At 74.3% G+C, this 16,764-nt stretch carries 19 protein-coding genes and 1 pseudogene; 10 read left to right on the forward strand and 10 right to left on the reverse strand.

The annotated features are described in order from the left end of the window. Positions 1 to 178: 178 nt before the first annotated feature. Complete coding sequence (gene ppk2 / locus SMD20_RS06475; RefSeq protein ID WP_329576190.1) at positions 179 to 1,105, reverse strand: polyphosphate kinase 2; 927 nt, start codon at positions 1,103 to 1,105, stop codon at positions 179 to 181. A 198-nt stretch (positions 1,106 to 1,303) separates the two neighbouring features. Here ppk2 and SMD20_RS06480 point away from each other — a divergent pair, with 198 nt between their 5' ends. Continuing rightward, positions 1,304 to 2,545: a hypothetical protein gene (locus SMD20_RS06480; RefSeq protein WP_329576193.1), complete on the forward strand. Its 1,242-nt coding sequence runs from the start codon at positions 1,304 to 1,306 to the stop codon at positions 2,543 to 2,545. Positions 2,546 to 2,554: 9 nt separating this feature from the next. Here SMD20_RS06480 and SMD20_RS06485 read toward each other — a convergent pair whose 3' ends face one another. From SMD20_RS06485 to SMD20_RS06495, 3 genes are read right to left on the reverse strand one after another with little or no spacing between them, the layout of a single operon-like run. Beyond that, positions 2,555 to 3,763 carry an MFS transporter gene (locus SMD20_RS06485; protein ID WP_329576196.1) on the reverse strand — a complete coding sequence of 403 codons (1,209 nt, stop codon included), beginning with the start codon at positions 3,761 to 3,763 and terminating at the stop codon, positions 2,555 to 2,557. Between the two features lie 22 nt (positions 3,764 to 3,785). Continuing rightward, complete coding sequence (locus SMD20_RS06490; protein WP_329576199.1) at positions 3,786 to 4,442, reverse strand: GntR family transcriptional regulator; 657 nt, start codon at positions 4,440 to 4,442, stop codon at positions 3,786 to 3,788. Positions 4,443 to 4,496: 54 nt separating this feature from the next. Further along, positions 4,497 to 4,754 carry a hypothetical protein gene (locus SMD20_RS06495; protein WP_329576201.1) on the reverse strand — a complete coding sequence of 86 codons (258 nt, stop codon included), beginning with the start codon at positions 4,752 to 4,754 and terminating at the stop codon, positions 4,497 to 4,499. 318 nt (positions 4,755 to 5,072) lie between these two features. Between SMD20_RS06495 and SMD20_RS06500 the strand changes: the two genes are divergently transcribed. After that, positions 5,073 to 5,309 (forward strand): hypothetical protein, encoded by a 237-nt coding sequence (locus SMD20_RS06500; RefSeq protein WP_329576204.1) that lies wholly within the window; start codon positions 5,073 to 5,075, stop codon positions 5,307 to 5,309. 37 nt (positions 5,310 to 5,346) lie between these two features. Here SMD20_RS06500 and SMD20_RS06505 read toward each other — a convergent pair whose 3' ends face one another. The 3 genes from SMD20_RS06505 to SMD20_RS06515 form a co-directional block, all read right to left on the reverse strand. Then, entirely contained in the window at positions 5,347 to 6,078 is a 732-nt protein-coding gene (locus tag SMD20_RS06505; RefSeq protein ID WP_329576206.1) for a dienelactone hydrolase family protein, read from the reverse strand. Positions 6,079 to 6,300: 222 nt separating this feature from the next. Further along, positions 6,301 to 6,594: a TraR/DksA C4-type zinc finger protein gene (locus SMD20_RS06510; RefSeq protein WP_329576209.1), complete on the reverse strand. Its 294-nt coding sequence runs from the start codon at positions 6,592 to 6,594 to the stop codon at positions 6,301 to 6,303. Between the two features lie 102 nt (positions 6,595 to 6,696). After that, entirely contained in the window at positions 6,697 to 7,068 is a 372-nt protein-coding gene (locus SMD20_RS06515; RefSeq protein ID WP_329576212.1) for a hypothetical protein, read from the reverse strand. A gap of 116 nt (positions 7,069 to 7,184) precedes the next feature. Here SMD20_RS06515 and SMD20_RS06520 point away from each other — a divergent pair, with 116 nt between their 5' ends. Together SMD20_RS06520 and SMD20_RS06525 are read left to right on the forward strand one after the other, a co-directional pair. After that, on the forward strand, positions 7,185 to 7,685 hold the full coding sequence (locus tag SMD20_RS06520; RefSeq protein ID WP_329576216.1) for a SigE family RNA polymerase sigma factor: 501 nt from the start codon (positions 7,185 to 7,187) through the stop codon (positions 7,683 to 7,685). Beyond that, positions 7,682 to 8,440, forward strand: a complete 759-nt coding sequence (locus tag SMD20_RS06525) for a hypothetical protein (protein ID WP_329576218.1) — start codon at positions 7,682 to 7,684, stop codon at positions 8,438 to 8,440. Before SMD20_RS06520 ends, SMD20_RS06525 begins: the two co-directional genes overlap by 4 nt. A 47-nt stretch (positions 8,441 to 8,487) precedes the next feature. On the opposite strand, the pseudogene SMD20_RS48315 reads toward SMD20_RS06525, so the two are convergent. Continuing rightward, positions 8,488 to 8,676 (reverse strand): annotated as a pseudogene (locus tag SMD20_RS48315) (hypothetical protein); the annotation flags it as partial. A gap of 71 nt (positions 8,677 to 8,747) precedes the next feature. Here SMD20_RS48315 and SMD20_RS06530 point away from each other — a divergent pair. From SMD20_RS06530 to SMD20_RS06545, 4 genes are all read left to right on the forward strand, one after another. Then, a complete protein-coding gene (locus SMD20_RS06530) occupies positions 8,748 to 10,475 on the forward strand; it encodes a SpoIIE family protein phosphatase (RefSeq protein ID WP_329576221.1) in 1,728 nt (575 codons plus the stop codon). 169 nt (positions 10,476 to 10,644) lie between these two features. After that, positions 10,645 to 10,956: an STAS domain-containing protein gene (locus SMD20_RS06535; protein ID WP_329576224.1), complete on the forward strand. Its 312-nt coding sequence runs from the start codon at positions 10,645 to 10,647 to the stop codon at positions 10,954 to 10,956. Next, positions 10,953 to 12,911 carry a SpoIIE family protein phosphatase gene (locus tag SMD20_RS06540; RefSeq protein ID WP_329576227.1) on the forward strand — a complete coding sequence of 653 codons (1,959 nt, stop codon included), beginning with the start codon at positions 10,953 to 10,955 and terminating at the stop codon, positions 12,909 to 12,911. The genes SMD20_RS06535 and SMD20_RS06540 overlap by 4 nt, the downstream gene beginning before the upstream one ends. Beyond that, positions 12,908 to 13,315, forward strand: coding sequence for an ATP-binding protein (locus SMD20_RS06545; RefSeq protein ID WP_329576230.1), 408 nt, complete (start codon positions 12,908 to 12,910; stop codon positions 13,313 to 13,315). The genes SMD20_RS06540 and SMD20_RS06545 overlap by 4 nt, the downstream gene beginning before the upstream one ends. Here the strand turns inward: SMD20_RS06545 and SMD20_RS06550 are convergent. Next, complete coding sequence (locus SMD20_RS06550; protein WP_329576233.1) at positions 13,310 to 13,912, reverse strand: TetR/AcrR family transcriptional regulator; 603 nt, start codon at positions 13,910 to 13,912, stop codon at positions 13,310 to 13,312. The two genes, SMD20_RS06545 and SMD20_RS06550, sit on opposite strands and share 6 nt — an antisense overlap. Before the next feature lie 88 nt (positions 13,913 to 14,000). On the opposite strand from SMD20_RS06550, the gene SMD20_RS06555 reads away from it, so the two are divergent. Next, positions 14,001 to 15,029: a hypothetical protein gene (locus SMD20_RS06555; RefSeq protein WP_329576236.1), complete on the forward strand. Its 1,029-nt coding sequence runs from the start codon at positions 14,001 to 14,003 to the stop codon at positions 15,027 to 15,029. Here the strand turns inward: SMD20_RS06555 and SMD20_RS06560 are convergent, their stop codons facing one another. Continuing rightward, on the reverse strand, positions 15,030 to 15,686 hold the full coding sequence (locus tag SMD20_RS06560; protein WP_329576239.1) for a helix-turn-helix domain-containing protein: 657 nt from the start codon (positions 15,684 to 15,686) through the stop codon (positions 15,030 to 15,032). A gap of 216 nt (positions 15,687 to 15,902) precedes the next feature. On the opposite strand from SMD20_RS06560, the gene SMD20_RS06565 reads away from it, so the two are divergent. Continuing rightward, complete coding sequence (locus SMD20_RS06565) at positions 15,903 to 16,742, forward strand: universal stress protein (RefSeq protein ID WP_329576243.1); 840 nt, start codon at positions 15,903 to 15,905, stop codon at positions 16,740 to 16,742. Positions 16,743 to 16,764: the final 22 nt, after the last annotated feature.

Consider the following 16,764-nt stretch of genomic DNA (forward strand, 5'->3'; position numbering starts at 1 on the left):
CGGCAGGAGAGTCGGGCGGCACGGTCAAGCGGCAAAGCGGTCAAGGGGCGGCGTTCCCCGACGACCGGCCGAAGGGGCCGAAGCGGCGCCCACCGCTGCCGCCCCGTACGTGGCCGGGGTCCCACGCGGACCGCAGGCGGGCGGCGGCGTCCCCGGTGCGCGGCGGGCGCTGACAGGGCTACGGCGAGTCCGGCAGGGCGTGGTCCTCGTCGAAGATGTCCCCGGCCGAGATCACGATGAGCGGGTCCGGGGTGCCGACGACCTCGCGGTCCTTGCCCTCGTAGTCGAAGAGGCTGAGCACGTGCCGCATGGCCTCCAGCCGGGCGCGTTTCTTGTCGTTGCTCTTGATGACCGTCCACGGGGCGCGCTCGGTGTCGGTGTGCAGGAACATGTCCTCCTTCGCCCGGGTGTAGTCGTCCCACTTGTGCAGCGAGGCGAGGTCCATCGACGACAGTTTCCACTGCCTGACCGGGTCCACCTGCCGGATGATGAAGCGGGTGCGCTGCTCGGCCCGCGACACCGAGAACCATAGCTTGACCAGGTGCAGCCCCGACTCCACCAGCAGGTCCTCCAGCCGTGGCGTCTGCTCGATGAACTCGAGGTACTCCTCCTCAGTGCAGAACCCCATGACCCGCTCCACGCCCGCCCGGTTGTACCAGGAACGGTCGAACAGCACGATCTCCCCCTTGGCCGGCAGGTGGGCGATGTACCGCTGGAAGTACCACTGGGCGCGCTCGCGCTCGCTCGGCTTCTCCAGGGCCACGACGGTCGCGCCGCGCGGGTTGAGGTGCTCCGTGAACCGCTTGATCGTGCCGCCCTTGCCGGCCGCGTCGCGCCCCTCGAAGAGGATCACCAGCCGCTTCCCGGTGTCCTTGATCCAGTACTGCAGCTTGACCAGTTCGATCTGCAGCAGCCGCTTGTCGCGCTCGTACTCGTCGCGGGACAGGCGGGAGTCGTACGGATAGTGCTGGCGCCAGGTGTCGACCGGGCGGCCGTCGGCGCGCAGCAGCACCGGGTCGTCCTCCTCGCGGTCGTCCACCCACAGGCCGGGGGTGGCGTCGAGCAGGTCCGGTAGCGGGGTGTCGCCGCGGGGGCTGGTGTCCATGACGCTCTTTCTTCACGAAAAGCGCTCAAGGTATGCGTGTCCGCAGGTGGAGACCGGAAATCCGGGTGGCGGCGCGCAAGCTCCGGGAGCACTCTCCCAGGCGGTAGAAGGACGCGGTGCCCGGCCGCCGAGCGCGCTGTGATGGCCCTTCACCGACCTCATGGGGGGACCATGTCCAGAAAAATCCTTTTACGTCTCGTGGCTGTGGCCGTCTGCGTCCTGCTGCCCGTCCTGGGCGCGGGAACCGCCTCGGCCGCCAGGACCGGCGACGACCCGGTACGCGCACGCGTCCCCGACGGCAAACCGCCGGCCGGCGACGTGACGGGGCCACGCGAGCCCGTGCCCGGCGGGTTCGCCGGCTGGGCGGAGCTGTTCGCCGAGCAGGCGCGACTGAACGCGGCGGCCGACCGCGTCCTCGACTCCGCCGAGAACGCCGAAGGGTACGCCGGGATGATCGTGGCCCCGGAGAACCACGAGGTCCGCGTGTACTGGCACGGCGAGGTGCCGCCGGATGTCCGGAGCGCGCTGGAGGAGGGGCGGCTGCGCGCGCCCGTACGGGTGCTCCCGGCCGCCTACAGCCAGGCGCGGCTCCTGGCGGAGGCGGCCGAGTGGACCGAGTCCGGCCAGGTCACGGGCGCCGCCCCGGCGCCCGACGGCAGCGGGGTACGCCTCTCGGTCGCCGCCGAGGACGTCACCCCTGGCGCGCTGCTGCGTCCCTCGGGGGCGAGCGCGCCGATCACCGTGGAGGGCGGCGAGGAGATGAGCCCGGCGTGGGACCGGCGCGACGACGTCCCCAGCTACTACGCGGGCGGCCGCACCAGGAACGCCGCCTCCGGCGCGGGCTGCACCTCCGGCTTCGCCGTCTACGACAAGAACGGCTCCCCAGGCTTCCTCACCGCCGCCCACTGCGGCAAGCTCTGGGACACCTTCTACGACGGCGGCGGCACCGGCGACCCGGCGAACCGCATGGGCCAGTACTCCTGGTACGTCACCAAGCGCGACGCCGCGATCGTGCTCGCCGACGCCACCGCCAACGCCTTCAACGGCAGCCCGTCCTCAGCCTCGAACGCCCAGGTCGTGGCCCTGTGGAAGGCGCACGTCGGCAACTTCGTCTGCAACTCCGGGGCCAGCCTCGGCCAGGTCTGCCTGATCAGGGTGACCGAGGTCGGCTGGAGCGGCACGTACACGAACGGGCAGCAGGTCAAGCACATGGTGCGCGCCAAGCACGTCTCCGGCGGCTGCGCCGTGGCCGCCGGCGACAGCGGCGGCCCGATCTTCTCCTACCCGGGCGCGGCCTGGTGGCAGGTGGCGGCCCAGGGCATCGTGTCGGCCTGGGGCAAGCAGGTGTACTGCGGCGGCCTCGACGGTGGGCGGGTGCTCACCTTCCCGCGCGTCTGGGACGTGGACAAGGAGTTCGGCGCGCTGCTGCAGGTGTGGTGAGGCCGGCGCTCAGGCGGTGGTCGTCCGGGCGCCGGTCGCGACCAGGGCGAGGCAGAGCAGCGCCGCCCCGGCGACCGCGGTCAGCATGACCGGGTACGACAGCCACCCCGACAGGGAGGCGAGCAAGGCGGGCAGCAGGAATCCGGCGTAGGCGAGCGTGTAGTAGACGCCGGTCAGCCCGGCGAGGTCGTCCGGGCCGGCCATGCGCTGGATCTCCAGCAGGCCGGAGACCACCGCGATGCCGTAGGCGGCGCCCAGGACGGCCGCCGCCGCGGCGGCGAGCCAGGCGGACAGCAGCACCGCGTTCGCCGCGCACAGCGCCGTGCCGGCGAGCATCGCCGTCATCGCCGCCACCGGCGCGCGTCCGGCGCGGGCCCTGGCGTGCAGCCTCTTGGCCACGGGCTGCACGGCCAGACCCATGCCGAGGGTGAGCACGGTGAGCCCGGTCGCGTACGCGAGGCCCCAGTCGCCCACGCGGAAACCGACGAGCTGCGGCATGACGGCGTAGGCGAGGCCCGCCGACCCGAACACCCACGGCGCCATCGGCAGCACCACCAGCCGGAACCGCCTCCTGGCCGGGGCGGGCACGCGCAGGTCCGCCAGGAGCGCCCGCAGCAGGCCCCGCCGTGGGGAGGCCGCGGCCCGCGGCCGGGTCTCCGGCACCCGCAGGAGCAGCACCGGCACTGCCGCGGTGAGCACGACGTGGACCGCGTACGGGGTCACCATCGGCCACGGCCCCCACTGTGCCAGCGCGCCCGCCACCCCGGCGCCGAGCGCGAACCCGGCCGTCTGGCAGAGCGAGGCGCGGCGGGCTGGCAGCGCCTGGTCGGACCCGCTGGACAGCTCCTTGACCCAGCTCGTGCCCACGGCCATGGCGATGCCGACGGCGACGCCGGTGAGCAGCCGGCCCGCGTAGATGGGCCAGGCGCTCCCGCCGCCGAAGCAGAGCACCAGGCTCGCGACGGCCGAGGCGGCGGTGCCAGCCACCAGCACCGGACGGCGTCCGCGCCGGTCGGACACCGGTCCGGCGAGCAGCAGGCCGGGGACGAGGCCCACGACGTACGCGCCGAGGAAGGCGTCGACGCTGAGCGCCGAGTAGCCGCCCAGCCGGCGGTACATGAGCAGGAGCGGCGTGAACTGGTTGCCGCCCCAGCCGCAGGCGAACATCGCCAGGGCGACGGCCCGCCAGGACGGCGTGGACGGACGGGTGCGGAGCATGCGAGAAAGGGACTTCCGTGCGTCAGCGGGGGCCGGTGGCGGCGGAGCCGTGCGTGGCGGTGAGGTGGGCGAGCAGTGCCGTGGCGAAGGCGGCGGGGTCGCCGTCCACCAGGTGGCCGAGCAGGGTTTCGTGCTCGTCGGCCAGCAGCGACAGCCGCTCCGGCCGGGGAGTCAGCGCGGACACGCTCATCCGGCGCTGCCGATCGCCCAGGGTGACGTAGAACCGGCCGGCCAGCCGGTTCCCCGACGCCTCCACGACGCACCGGTGGAACGCCTCGTCGGCGGCGGCGAACCCGCCGACGTCCGCCGCCGCGGCGAGGGCGCGCTGCCGCCGCAGCAGCTCGCGCATCCGGTCGAGATGCTCGGCGGCCAGGCCGGTGCGGGAGACGCGCTCGGCGGCGGAGCGTTCCAGCGCCAGCCGCAGCTCCAGCACGTCCGCCGCCTCGCCGGGCGGCACCGGCACGACCACCGCGCCGCGCTTGGGGTGCAGCGCCAGCAGCTCCTCCGACTCCAGCCGCAGGAACGCCTCGCGCACCGGGGTCCTGCTCACCTGGACCCGGCCGGCGATCTCGCCCTCGCTGATGAGGCTGCCGCCGGACAGCTCGCCGGAGAGGATCAGCTCCTTGGTCAGCGTGTACGCGGCATCGGCGGCGGAGGGACGTCTGGCGGCGGCAGGCATACGCCCAGCGTACCGGGCATGGATGCATGCTTGTATCTATGATGGGAAAAGGGGTCAGCGGGCCGCCGCGGCGGCCTGGGCGAGGAGCCCGTCGACGAAGGCCCGCAGCGCCTCCCGGTAGGTGTCACGCGGCGAGGGCGGGCCACTGGTCGCCCAGGGCGGCGAGGCGCGGCAGTCGTGACAGGTCGACGTCGTGGCCGCCGGGCTGCTGCTCGCCGCCGTGCTCATCGCCGCGACCGTCCTGCCCCGTACGGCCCCGGCCGCGGCCGAGCCGTCGCCGTCATGCCGCGCGGGCGTTCGGTCCGGCTTCACGGCGGATCTCAATAGTTGGTACGGCTTGCCGGAGTTGAGATGAATATCACCTTGGCGGCGGTGACCCCCCGTTCCACGGGAGAAGTTGTCCCTCGCGGGATGTAAGGAAACGTACTCGCGGGATGACGATCCTTGCCCACCCCGTGCCCCGCGCGCCGCGACAAGCCTGCGCGCGGGGCATACTGCGAGGTGGCGCGCCTCCCGAACGCGCTGGGACGGCGACGGATGCGGAAGCGCGGGGTGTGACCCGGCGTGTCCTGGGCAAAAGCCCTCCTGATCGCATGCCCGTACGACGATTCCCTCACCGAAAGGGCCACCATGACCGCCGACCAACCCGTCGTCTGCCCCACCTGCCAAGGCGTGCTCGTCGCCCCCGACAACAGCGCCTACACCGCGGCGCGCGGCCGGCTGATCGTCAGCAACGGCTACTGCCAGGGGCACCGCGCCGAGCCGCAGCAGCCCCCGGCGGCGGCCGAGACGCCCGCGGACCACCCCGTCACCGCGCAACTGCGGCGGCCGGCCCAGGTCGCGGCATCCGCCACCCCCGCCTCCTGACGTACGCGTCCGGAGGCGGGGCCGCAAGGCGCAGGCCCTAACTCAGGTGCCGGGCGAAGAACCGCAGCGCGCTGCCGGTCTCCGGCTCGGGGATCTCCCCGTGCCCGCCGGGGTTCGCGTGCAGCGTCTTGCCGGGCGAGGCCAGGGCGTCGAACAGCGCCAGGCCCTGCTCCCGTGGCACCCTGTCGTCGTCCCACTGGAGCAGGAACAGCACCGGGACGGCGACCTCCGCGGCGCTCGCGGCCGGCCCGTCCGCACCGAGCAGGCCCAGCACCGCGGCGCCGATCCGCGGCTCGGCGGCGACGAGGGGGACGCCGAGCGCGCAGCCCATCGACATGCCCCAATAGCCCGCCGGCCCGTCGCCGACGGTGTCGAGCTCCCGCAGGGCGGTGAGGACCGCCCGCCATTCGGGCACGGCCTGCCCGGCCAGGAACGTGTGCATCGCGGCGAGATGCTCGCCCACGTCCTCGCCCGCGGCCATGCCGGCCCGCAGCCCGGCCGTGATCCGGGCGAACTCCTCGGTCTTCGGCCGCTCGCCGTGGTGGGGTGCGTCGATCGCGGCCACCGCGAAGCCGCCCTCGGCGGCGAAGCGCCGCGCGCGGGCCACGACGCCCGGCGCCTTCTTGTGCTGCCCGCCGCCGTGCCCCATCAGGATCAGGGGCCGGGGGCCGGTGGCGTCCTGCGGCGTCCAGAGCACGCCGGGGATCTCGCCGAGGGTGAACGATCGTTCGGTGACGCCGTCGGACGACGCCGGAGAAGTGAAGCGCAAAGCGGTTCATGCCTTTCGGGATGACTGCTGCGGGCGCTCCCTAGGCCATGCGAGGGAGGGAGCCCCGATCTGTCACAGCGTTGATCGGTCTCACCTCCTCAGGTCGCGGGCGATGCACGGCGACGCCGAACTTATCACGATCTTTCCGGCGGCTTGGCCCGGGACCGCCGCGCGGGACGAGCGCGGCGGACCCGAGTCCGGCCGCCGGTCACCGGCGGGCCGTCAGGCGGCCCGGGTCGGGGTCTCGGCGCAGCCGTCGCAGTGGCGGCGCTGAGGCCGCCGCATGAGCTGCTCGAACGGGATCAGCGCGCCGCAACGCAGGCAGGTGCCGTAGCATCCGCGGTCCAGGCGCTCCAGCGCCGCCTCGATGGCGGCCGCCCGGCGCGCCGACCGGGAGTCCCGGAGGCGCCTGGTGGCGGCGAGCTGGTCGTTCAGCAGGGTACGCAGGCTCTCCAGCCCCTCCAGGTGCTGGTCGTAGTGCCGCATGAGGTCGTGAAGGGATCCAACGCCGGCCATGACGAAGATCGGCTCCTTCTCGGAAGGGAAACCACGGGGAAGGGCCACGACCCGCGACGGCGGGCGGCCCGGGAGGAACGCAGAACGCAGGGCGGGAACCGGTCAGATCGACGGCGGGCTGCGCGAGCCCGCGGCACAGTGCCCGAGCTGCTGGGGGTCGCGGAAGGCGGCCGGCTCGGCGCACGTCCCGGGCAGCAGCGCCAGGTGCGCGTCCGGGGCGCGGTCACCGCGCGGCCAGAGCGGCAGCATGTGGAGCTCGCGGGCGGTGACGTGATGCACGGGCGGGAGGCTCGACAGGCGGGCGTCCAGTCCGTCGGGGGTCCAGCCGGAGTGGGAGACCGACGCCGACGCGTGCGCGGCGCCCGCGCGAGAGCCGGCGTTCGTGCAGACCATGAGCACCATGGACAGCAGAACCAGGCCCATCACGCCGAGACGTGCGATGGACCCGGGTGCAGCCCGCCACGGTCCCGTCATACCGGTGACCATAGCCCAGAAGGCACCAAAAGGCATGTACATCTGCGAGTCGCCGTCAACCGAATCGCCCTCCCGGCCGGTAGTCATCGCCGGAACCGACAACACGGAGCTGATTGATGGACGACGGGTTCGCCGAGTACGTGGCGCAGCGTCACCTGCGCCTGTGCCGGATGGCATACCTCCTCGCCCGGGACTGGGGCACGGCCGAGGACCTGGTGCAGACGGCGCTGGCCAAGGCATGGCTGGCCTGGCGGCGGATCGAGGGCAACCCCGATCCGTACGTCTACCGGATCATCGTGAACACCCACTCCTCCTGGTGGAGACGGCGCTGGCGGGGCGAGATCCCGGCCGCCACGCTGCCCGACACGGCCGACCCGCGTGACCCGGCCGCCCGGCTGGAGGACCAGGCCGCGCTGTGGAACGCGATCGGCGCGCTGTCGCCGCGCCAGCGCGCGGTGATCGTCCTGCACTATTTCGAGGGCCGGACGCTCACCCAGGTCGCCGACATCCTCGGCTGCTCGCCGGGAGCGGTGAAGAGCCAGCTCGGCCGGGCGCTCACCCGGCTGCGCGTCGATCCCGACATCCAGACCATGACGTTGGAGAGGACCTCGCGATGAGCCACACGGAAAGCGACCTGCGCGCGCTGCTCGACGAGCGCGGCCACCACCCGGCCGGCGGCGAGCCTGCCGCGAGCCTCGACGCGATCGTCCGGCGGGGCCGCCGCATCCGCCGGGGCCGCCGGGCGCTGGCCGCGGGCGGGGCGCTCGCCGCCGCCGTCACGCTGGCGTTCGCCCTCCCGGTCATCCGGCAGGAAGCGCCGCCGGTCTCGATGACCGCGCGCCAGCCCGCGGACACGGCCAGGATGGACCGCGCCCCCGAGCCGCCCGCGAGCTACCAGGTGGTGCTGTTCACCGAACGGTTCGAGCTGCCGCTCATCCACGCCGAGCGGTTCTCCACGGTCGGCGTCCCCCGGACCGTCACCTTCTCCCCGGCCAGCGTCTACACCGGATACAAGGTGGTCTGCGCCGACCCGCGGGCCTGGGTCGTCACGTTCATCGACACCAAGGGCGGGGAGCCGGGCGGCACGAGCGGACGGTGCGGGAAGGGCGGCGGCGGGCACCACGACGGGCTGTCGGCGCCGTCCGGCTGGCTGAAGCGCCCTCAGTCGCTGGAGACCTGGGTCTTCCCGGCGGACGCCCCGATCAGGAAGGTGATGGAGTCCATCGCCGGCTGTGACCGGACCGGCTGCGACGAGACCGACCAGGCTCGGGCGCTGCGGGATCCCGAGGTGCGCGACCGCCTGGCCGCCGAGGTGGGCGAGCAGCCGGGCGCCTGGGCCGTCGGCGTCTACGACGCCCCACGGAAGGAGTAGCGCCACGGCGACATTCCGTCACGAGGGCGGAGCTGACGGTAATGGGGTCAGGTCCGGCGGGTAGAGAGAGCGGGAGGTGAGTCGAGGGAGTTCCGGACCCTGGAAGGTGCCGGCGGCAGCAGCGGCCCGCGGGCCACGCGGCCGGAGGCCGGACAGCCAGAGGCCGGACAGGCAGAGGCCGGACAGGCAGAGGCCGGACAGGCAGAGGCCGGACAGCCAGAGGACGGACAGCCAGAGGACGGACAGACAAAGGACGGACAGACAAAGGACGGACAGGCAGAGGACGGACAGGCCGGAGGGCGAGGGCGTGGAGAGAGGGCGGGCCGGGAACGGGCCGGTTCCGGGCGGGCGGGTCCCGGGCGGGTCGGCCTCGGCCGCGCGGGGCTGGCGGCTGCCCGAGCTCATCGACGCCGGCGTGTACGTCGTGGACGACCAGGGCCTCATCGTCGCGGCGAACGCCGAGGCCGAGCGGCTGGTCGGCCGCAGGGCCGCCGACCTGCTCGGCCGCAACGCCCACGAGCTGCTGCACCGCAACAGCCGCGGCGAGTCGATCCCCCGCATCCGCTGCATGGTGAGGCAGGCGTTCCTGTCCGGGCGCACCCTCCAGAGCGAGCTCGCGTGGTTCGAGCGCGGCGACGGCTCCCTGCTGTCGATGGCCTGGACCGTCGCCCCCTGCGAGCTCGCGCCGGGGGAGCGGGGCGCGCTGGTGATCTTCCACCAGGTCAGCCCGGCCGCGCTCCCCGGCCCGTGGGCGGCCGACGGCGAGGGGCCGATGTCGGAGCTGGACCGGCTGGCCCTGCTCGCGGAGACGACGGCCACGCTCACCTCCACCCTCGACGTCCAGCAGATCCTGCGCCAGCTCGTCCGGCTGGTGGTGCCGCTGCTCGCCGACTGGGCGGTCGTGGACCTGCTCACCGAGGAGGGCGGCGTGACGCGGCAGCTCGTCGTCCACCACGAGAACGGCATGCTCGTCCACCACGAGGACCTGGAGCGAGCCATGCCGCCGGTGCCGGAGGCGTCCTCGATGCCGCTGTCACGGGCGCTGCGCGGGGTCACGGCGGCCCTGGCCGGGCCCGAGACCTACCGGGGCCGGCCCGACTCGGCCCTCGCGGTCGTCCAGCAGGAGCTGTTCCGGGCGACCGGCATGCACTCGGCGAGCATCGCGCCGATCCGCGGCGTCCGGGAGACGGTCGGGGCGCTGACCCTCGGCCGCGCCTCCCGCCCTGAGGCGTTCACCCGGAGCGAGCTGCTGCTGGTGGAGGACATCGCGCGCCGGGCCGGCCTCGCGCTGGACAACGCCCGCCTGTACGAGCGGCAGCGCCGGGTCGCCGAGACCATGCAGCGCCACCTGCTGCCGCAGCTCCCGTCGGTGCCCGGCCTGCTGATGACCGCCTGCTACCGGCCCGCGCCCCACTCCTCGCAGGTCGGCGGCGACTGGTACGACGCCTTCCCCATGCCCGGCGGCGCGACCGCCCTGGTGATCGGCGACGTCATCGGCCACGACCTCGACGCCGCGGCCGGCATGGCGCAGGTCTGCAACATGCTGCGCGCCTACGCGGGCGGCCAGGACGATCCGCCGCACGCCATCGTGGACCGGCTCGACCAGGCCGTGACGCGGATGGTCCAGCCCGTCATGGCCACCATGGTCCTCGCCCGGCTGGAGCCCGAGCCGTCCGGCCGCTGGACGCTGCGCTGGACCAACGCCGGTCATCCGCCGCCGCTGCTGGTGGAGCACGGCGGGCGGGCCCGCTACCTGGAGGACGGCCACGGCCTCCTGCTCGGCACCGGCTTGCGCGCGCTGCGGACGGAGGCCGCCGTCGAGCTGCCGCCCGGCTCCACGCTGCTGCTCTACACCGACGGGCTGATCGAGTCGCCGAGCCGCATCCTCGACGAAGGGCTCGACAAGCTGGCCGCCTACGCCGCCGGGCTGACCGAGCGGCCCCTGGACTCTCTCTGCGACCTGCTGCTGTCCGGGGTGCGGCCGGGCGACAACGACGACGACGTCGCCATGCTCGTCCTGCGCGTGCCCCGCTGAACCGGCGCCCGACCGGCACTGCGGTGCGACTTACCACTGACAGAGCGCGATGGGTTGCGGAAGAATACGCCTAGTGCAACCCGTGTGAGACGCAGAGTCGCGGAGTCGGTAAGTCGTGGCGTTCATGCCGGTTTCATCTTCTCGAACGGTATTGGAGGGGGTAAACACCATGCATGAGGTGTTGGTCGACACCAACGACGACGGCGCGCTGCGCGTGACGCTGCGCGGCGAGATCGACTTCACGAACTCGACCGAGATCCACAAGATCATCACGGACGCGGTGTCCGAGCGGCGGCCCGCGGCGGTCCGCGTCGACCTGGCGGGGGTGACGTTCATGGACTCCACGGGGATCGGCGTGCTGGTCGACGCCATGCGCGTGGCCCTGGCCGCGCAGGCCGACTTCCGCGTCGAGAACCCCACCCGCCGCATGCTGGACCAACTGCGCACGACGGGGCTGCTGACGGCGTTCGGCCTCGAATGACGGACCCGCTGGAGGGCTACCGCGGCCGGCTGGCCGACCTCGACGCCCGCCTCGCGCGGGCGCGCTCCCACCCCGAGGTGCTGCTGGCGCGGGCGAGCGGCCTGCTGGCCGGGCGGACCGGCTGCCGGGTGGGGGAGGCCCACGCCTACCTGGTGCGGCTGGCGGCCGAGCGGCGGCGGCCCGTCCATGAGCTGGCCGCCGAGGTGCTGGCGGCGCTGGAACGCCTGCCGCCGCGCGGCGAGGCCGGGCTGGCCGCCACCGTGGAGGCCGCCCTGCCGTCCCGCCGGAGCCCCGCCCGCCACGCCACGCTGCCACCCGCCCCGCCGCCCACGCTGTCGCCCGCCCCACTCTCCCCTGGGCCGGCGGGTCAGGCGCCCGGCGAGCCCGCGCCGCCGCGGCGGGCGTGGATCGAGGCCGTGCGGCAGGTCATCGACGCCCTGCCCGAGCGTCACATCCTGATCCTCCCCGAGTACGACGTGACGGGCCAGGTCGCCGACTACGTCATCGCCGCCGCCGCCCCGTCCGTGGTGGACCTGTCGGGGCGCGACCGCGCGGAGATCCTCGGCCGCAGGATGAGCGAGATCTACCCTTCGGTGGTCGGCGGCCCCATCTGGGACGCCTGGCGCGAGACGCTGCGCGACGGCCGGCCGCGCGAGGTCGGCCCCGTCCCCTACGCCGGCTCGGCGGACGGCGCGCCCGTCGAGGTGCTGCTCACCGTGAAGGTGTGGCCGGTCGGCGACGGCCTGCTGCAGAGCTGGGTCCGCCACGACGAGGAGACGCGGCTGGCCGAGCGCATCGCCCAGACCGAGCGCCTCGGCAACATGGGCTGGGCGGAATGGGACCTGGTCGACGGGCGGACCCGCTGGTCGGCCGGGCTCTACCAGATCTACGAGCGCGACCCCGCCGCCGGGCCGCTGCCCCGCGAGGAGAGCGAGGCGCTGGTCCTGCCCGAGGACCTGCCCGTCCGCCGCGAGGCGGCGGAGGCGTTCGGCCGCGGCGAGGCCGTGGACGCCACCTTCCGCATCGAGGTGGCGGGCCGCGTCAAGCACGTCCGCATGGTCGTGGACGCGGTCCGCGACGCGGCGGGCGCCCCGGTCAAGGTGTACGGGATCCTCCAGGACGTCACCGCCCGCGAGACCAGCCGGCTCAGGCTCACCGAGGTCGAGGAGCAGCTCCGCGAGCACCAGCGCATCCTCGCCGCCGAGCACGAGCTGGCCGGGCGGCTCCAGCAGATCGTGCTGCCGATGCCGCACGAGCCGATCGACCTGCCCGGCCTGCGGGTCGCGGTCCGCTACCTGCCCGCCGAGCAGGCCAGCAGAGTCGGCGGCGACTGGTACCACGCGGCGCCCGCCGGCGACGGCGCCGTCCTGCTCGCCGTGGGCGACGTGGCGGGGCACGGCATCGAGGCGGCCGCCGCGATGGCCCGGCTCCGCCACGCCCTGGCCGCGCTGTCCGTCACCACCACCCGCGACCCGGCCCGGCTGCTCGCCGCGCTCAACCGGCTGCTGTTCGCGGGCGACCCGACCGGCCCGCCGCGCGGGGTGCCCGTGACGGCCACCGCCGTCGTGGCCCGCTACGAACCGGCCACCGGCCGCCTGGTGTGGGCCCGCGCCGGGCACCCTCCGCCGCTGCTGGCCCGCGCCGGCCGGACCGTCGAGCTGGACCGGCCCGGCGGGCCGCTGCTCGGCGCCTTCCCCGACGCCCGCTACGCCACCACCTCCACCCGCCTGCGCCCCGGCGACGTGCTGCTGCTCTACACCGACGGCCTCGTCGAGCATCGCCGGCGCAACCTCGACGAAGGGCTCGCCCCCGTGCTGGCCGTCCTCGACCGGATCACCGCCGAGCCCGCCCCCCATCCGCTGGCCGACCTGCTGAGACAGCTCCGCCACGCCAACCCCGACGACGACACCTGCATCCTGGCCGCGCGCCCGCTCCTGCCCGGAGAGACGCGATGAGCGGGCAAGGGAACTCCGAGGCGCAACCGGCCGGCCCGCAGGCCCTGCTGGCGTGCGAGTTCGACCGTCACACGCTGGTCCGGCTCCGGCACGAGGTGGAGCGCGCCTGCCGTGGATGGGGGCTGAGCGGCCTGACGCTGTACCGCTTCGTCGTCGCGGTCAACGAGATCACCACCAACGCGGTACGGCACGGCGGCGGGCACGGCCGGCTGCGCCTGTGGCAGCAGGGCCCCCGGCTCCTCTGCCGCGTGGACGACCAGGGGCCGGGCGGCGCGGCCGAGCCCCGCCTGCCGCCGCCGGACCATCCGCGGGGCCGGGGGCTCTGGCTGGCGAGGAACAACGTCGAGCACTTCACCCTGCGCTCCGACACGCAGGGCACCACCATCGTGCTGGAGACGTCATGAGCCCGCCGCGCCGCGCCTGCGCACCAGCGGCAGGAACACCTCGTCGACGATCTCGACGAGGACGTCGTCGGGCGCGGTAGGGAGGCCGCGCACCACGAACTCGTTGCGCAGCAGCACCATGGCCACGGTGGCGACCCGCGGGTGCAGCGCCTCCGGGGCGGCCTCGCCGCGGGCCACCGCGCGCCCGAGCATGGTCAGCCAGGTGGCGGCCGTCGTGTCGGTCGACTGGTCGGGCAGGCGGGTCAGCAGCTCGCTCGCGCCCCCGGCCGCCGCCATCAGCTCGCGCAGGATCATGCCGAGCGGTGAGCTCCAGTGCCGGTTGGCCCTGCGCAGCATCTCCAGGGCGTCCTCGCGCAGGTCGCCGGTGTCGGGAGGCTGGACGGTCGCGGCCAGCAGGCGGTAGGCCGCCACGCCGAGGGCGAGGCGGTTGGGCCAGCGGCGGTAGAGGGCGTTCTTGTTGGTGCCCGCGCGGGCGGCGACGCGGTCCATCGTGAAGCCGGCGTAGCCGGACGCGGCCAGCTCGTCGGCCGCGGCGCGCAGGATCGCCTCCTCGAGCGCGGCGCCCCGGCGGCGGGGCCGCTTCGTCGAATCGCTCACGTCCGTACCTTAACGGAGCGGGGTTGTGCCCTGCGCTGCTCGAGTCTACGGTACTGGCCGTACCCTAAATGAAAGGAGGCGTGCGGTCATGCGCGCCAAAGGCATCAGCTACGAGACCGGCTTCCTCAACAAGGGCAAGCTCTCCCGCCGGGAGTTCGACCACGACATGGTCCGCCGCGAGCTGCGGATCATCCGCGACGACCTGCACTGCACCGCCGTACGCGTGATCGGCGGCGACCCCGACCGGCTGGAGTTCGCCGCCGCCTGCGCCGCCGAGCTCGGCCTGGAGGTCTGGTTCTCGCCCTACCCGCTGGAGCTGACCCGCAAGGAGTGCCTGGAGCTGTTCGCCGACTGCGCCGAGCGCGCGGAGCGCGTCAGGCGGCGCGGCGCCGAGGTCGTCTTCGTCACCGGCGCCGAGCTGAGCCTGATGAACCCCGGCTTCCTGCCCGGCGGCGGCCTCAGGGAACGGCTCGACGGGCTCCTGCGCGGCGAGGGCCTGCCGGAGCGCGTCGCCGAGGTGAGCTCCCGGGTCAACGACTTCCTCTGCGAGGCCGTGGCGCTGGTCCGCGAACGGTTCGGCGGCCGGGTCACCTACGCCTCCATCCCGCTCGAACGCGTCGACTGGACGCCGTTCGACCTCGTCTCCGTGGACCTCTACCGGTCGGCCGAGGTCGCCGACCGCTTCGAGGACGGCGTGCGCGCCCTGGTCGCGCAGGGCAAGCCGGTCGCCGTCACCGAGTTCGGCGCGGCCGGCTACCGGGGCGCGGGCGACCTGGGCGCCACCGCCCTGGACGCCGTCGAGTACGACGACGAGCACGGCCCGGTCCGCCTGCGCGGCGTGTACGAGCGCGACGAGCCCGGCCAGGCCGCGCACGTGCGCGAGCTGCTGGAGGTGTTCGACGCCGCCGGCGTGGACAGCGCGTTCGTGTTCATCCTGGCCCTCTACGACCACGTGCACCGCCCGGACGGCGACCCGCGCGACGACCTCGACCTGGCCAGCTACGGCATCGTCAAGGTGCTGGCCGACGGCCGCGGCACCACCTACCCGGACCTGCCGTGGGAGCCGAAGGAGGCGTTCGCCGCCGTCGCCGCGCACTACGGCGCCCTGACCAGGTGATCACAGCCCGTGGATGCGCCGCCCGGTGATCTGCTGCGGGACGATCCTGACGTACAGGTGGCGCTCGCCGCCCGCCCACGGCGTCACCCCGGCGCCGGCCGTCGCGGCCGACTCCTCCTCCGGCACGTGGTGCGCGGCCCCCTGCACCAGCACGCTCCACCCCTCCCTGCGGGCCTCGTCGATGTGGTCCACCTCGAAGGCGATCATGATCTCGACGCCTACCACCCCCGACCGCAGGTCCTGGTCCATCGGCCCGCCGTGGGCGGTGCGGAAGACGACCGCGCCGCCGTGCATCCGGTAGTTCACCGGCAGCACCGTCGGCCCGCGCGAGCCGGAGAAGGCCACCCGCCCGATCCCGCCCGGCTCGATCAGCCGCCGGCACTCGTCCTCGTCCAGCACCTCGAGCGAAGGGTGGGCCATCGCCGGGCCGCGCCCGGGAGGCCGTTCCAGGCCGCCGCCGAGCAGCTCGTCCATCGTCGTGCCCAGGGCGTCGGCCAGCCGGTGCAGCGACCCGGTGTCCGGCATGTCGGCGTACTCCTCCAGGTACTGCAGGTAGCCCGCCGACATCTCGGCGCGGGCGGCGACCTGCTCGCGGGTCAGGCCGAGACGCTCACGGTGATGGATCAGGCGCCGGCCCAGATCGCCGGTTCCGGTCATGATGGTTCCCCCGTTCCTGAGCCACCTCGGCGCCGGACGCAGCTCCGCCGAAACGGTGGCCATGTTTTGAACGCTACCCGCGAGACCCCTGGCCAGCCCTGGCCCGGCCCGCCGATGGGCCGTTGGACCCGGCGCCCCGGGACCTCCGGCCCTGCACCCGGCCACCGCCCGCGCGGTCGACTGGAGGTGTCAGCAGGAGCGGCCAAGGAGGAAGTCATGATCGTTGTGGGCGTCGACGGATCGGTGGCGGCGCGAGCGGCCGTGGAATGGGCCGCCGCTGACGCGCTGCGGGTGCGGGAGCCGCTGCGGATCGTGCACGCCGTGGACCGCACGCCGTACCAGATCGGCAGGTTCCCCACCCCCGTCCTGCCCGACGCGCTGCTGCGCGAGGGCCGCAGGATCCTGGACGAGGCCGTCGCGCTGGTACGCGAGCGGCAGCCGCACGCCGAGGTGGAGACGCGCGAGGTGGAAGGCGCCCCCGCCGTCGTGCTGCGCGAGGAGGCCGAGGGCGCGAGCGAGATCGTGGTCGGCGGCCGGGGGCTCGGCGGCTTCGCCGGGGCGCTGCTCGGCTCCGTCAGCACCCACGTGGCCGGGCACGTCCGCTGCCCCGTCGTCGTGGTGCGCGCCGCACGGCAGCCCGCCGGCGGCGAGATCGTGGTCGGCGTCGACGACTCGCCCGAGTGCCGGCCCGCCCTCGCCTACGCCTTCCGCCAGGCCGAGCTGCGCGGCGCCAAGCTGCGGGCGGTGCACGCCTGGCAGCTTCCGGTGCACGCGTTCGCGCCGGAGATCGCCTACGACGTGGACGAGATCCGCGAAGCCCAGCACCAGCTCGTCGCCGCCGCGCTGGAGTCCTTCCGCGCGGAGCACCCGGCCGTCGAGATCATCGAGGAGACGCACTCCGGGCACCCCGTGGACGTGCTGACGGCGGCCGGCGCGCAGGCCGACCTCGTGGTGGTCGGCTCGCACGGGCGCGGGGCGATGGGCTCGGCCCTGCTCGGCTCGGTCAGCCGCGGCGTCCTCCACCACGCCCGCTGCGCCGTCGCCGTGGTGCGCTGATCCTTGCCCCGGCGGGCCGGGA

Origin of the sequence: Nonomuraea sp. LP-02 (assembly GCF_036289125.1) — a bacterium.
In the GTDB taxonomy this organism is placed as follows: Bacteria; Actinomycetota; Actinomycetes; order Streptosporangiales; family Streptosporangiaceae; genus Nonomuraea; species Nonomuraea bangladeshensis.

Coding starts and splice junctions, on each gene's coding strand:
- SMD20_RS06515 (WP_329576212.1), bottom strand. CDS start 7,068: ATGACGGGACCGTGGCGGGCTGCACCCGGGTCCATCGCACGTCTCGGC.
- SMD20_RS06500 (WP_329576204.1), top strand. CDS start 5,073: ATGACCGCCGACCAACCCGTCGTCTGCCCCACCTGCCAAGGCGTGCTC.
- SMD20_RS06540 (WP_329576227.1), top strand. CDS start 10,953: ATGACGGACCCGCTGGAGGGCTACCGCGGCCGGCTGGCCGACCTCGAC.
- SMD20_RS06565 (WP_329576243.1), top strand. CDS start 15,903: ATGATCGTTGTGGGCGTCGACGGATCGGTGGCGGCGCGAGCGGCCGTG.
- SMD20_RS06490 (WP_329576199.1), bottom strand. CDS start 4,442: ATGCCTGCCGCCGCCAGACGTCCCTCCGCCGCCGATGCCGCGTACACG.
- ppk2 (WP_329576190.1), bottom strand. CDS start 1,105: ATGGACACCAGCCCCCGCGGCGACACCCCGCTACCGGACCTGCTCGAC.
- SMD20_RS06510 (WP_329576209.1), bottom strand. CDS start 6,594: ATGGCCGGCGTTGGATCCCTTCACGACCTCATGCGGCACTACGACCAG.
- SMD20_RS06545 (WP_329576230.1), top strand. CDS start 12,908: ATGAGCGGGCAAGGGAACTCCGAGGCGCAACCGGCCGGCCCGCAGGCC.
- SMD20_RS06525 (WP_329576218.1), top strand. CDS start 7,682: ATGAGCCACACGGAAAGCGACCTGCGCGCGCTGCTCGACGAGCGCGGC.
- SMD20_RS06485 (WP_329576196.1), bottom strand. CDS start 3,763: ATGCTCCGCACCCGTCCGTCCACGCCGTCCTGGCGGGCCGTCGCCCTG.
- SMD20_RS06520 (WP_329576216.1), top strand. CDS start 7,185: ATGGACGACGGGTTCGCCGAGTACGTGGCGCAGCGTCACCTGCGCCTG.
- SMD20_RS06560 (WP_329576239.1), bottom strand. CDS start 15,686: ATGACCGGAACCGGCGATCTGGGCCGGCGCCTGATCCATCACCGTGAG.
- SMD20_RS06535 (WP_329576224.1), top strand. CDS start 10,645: ATGCATGAGGTGTTGGTCGACACCAACGACGACGGCGCGCTGCGCGTG.
- SMD20_RS06555 (WP_329576236.1), top strand. CDS start 14,001: ATGCGCGCCAAAGGCATCAGCTACGAGACCGGCTTCCTCAACAAGGGC.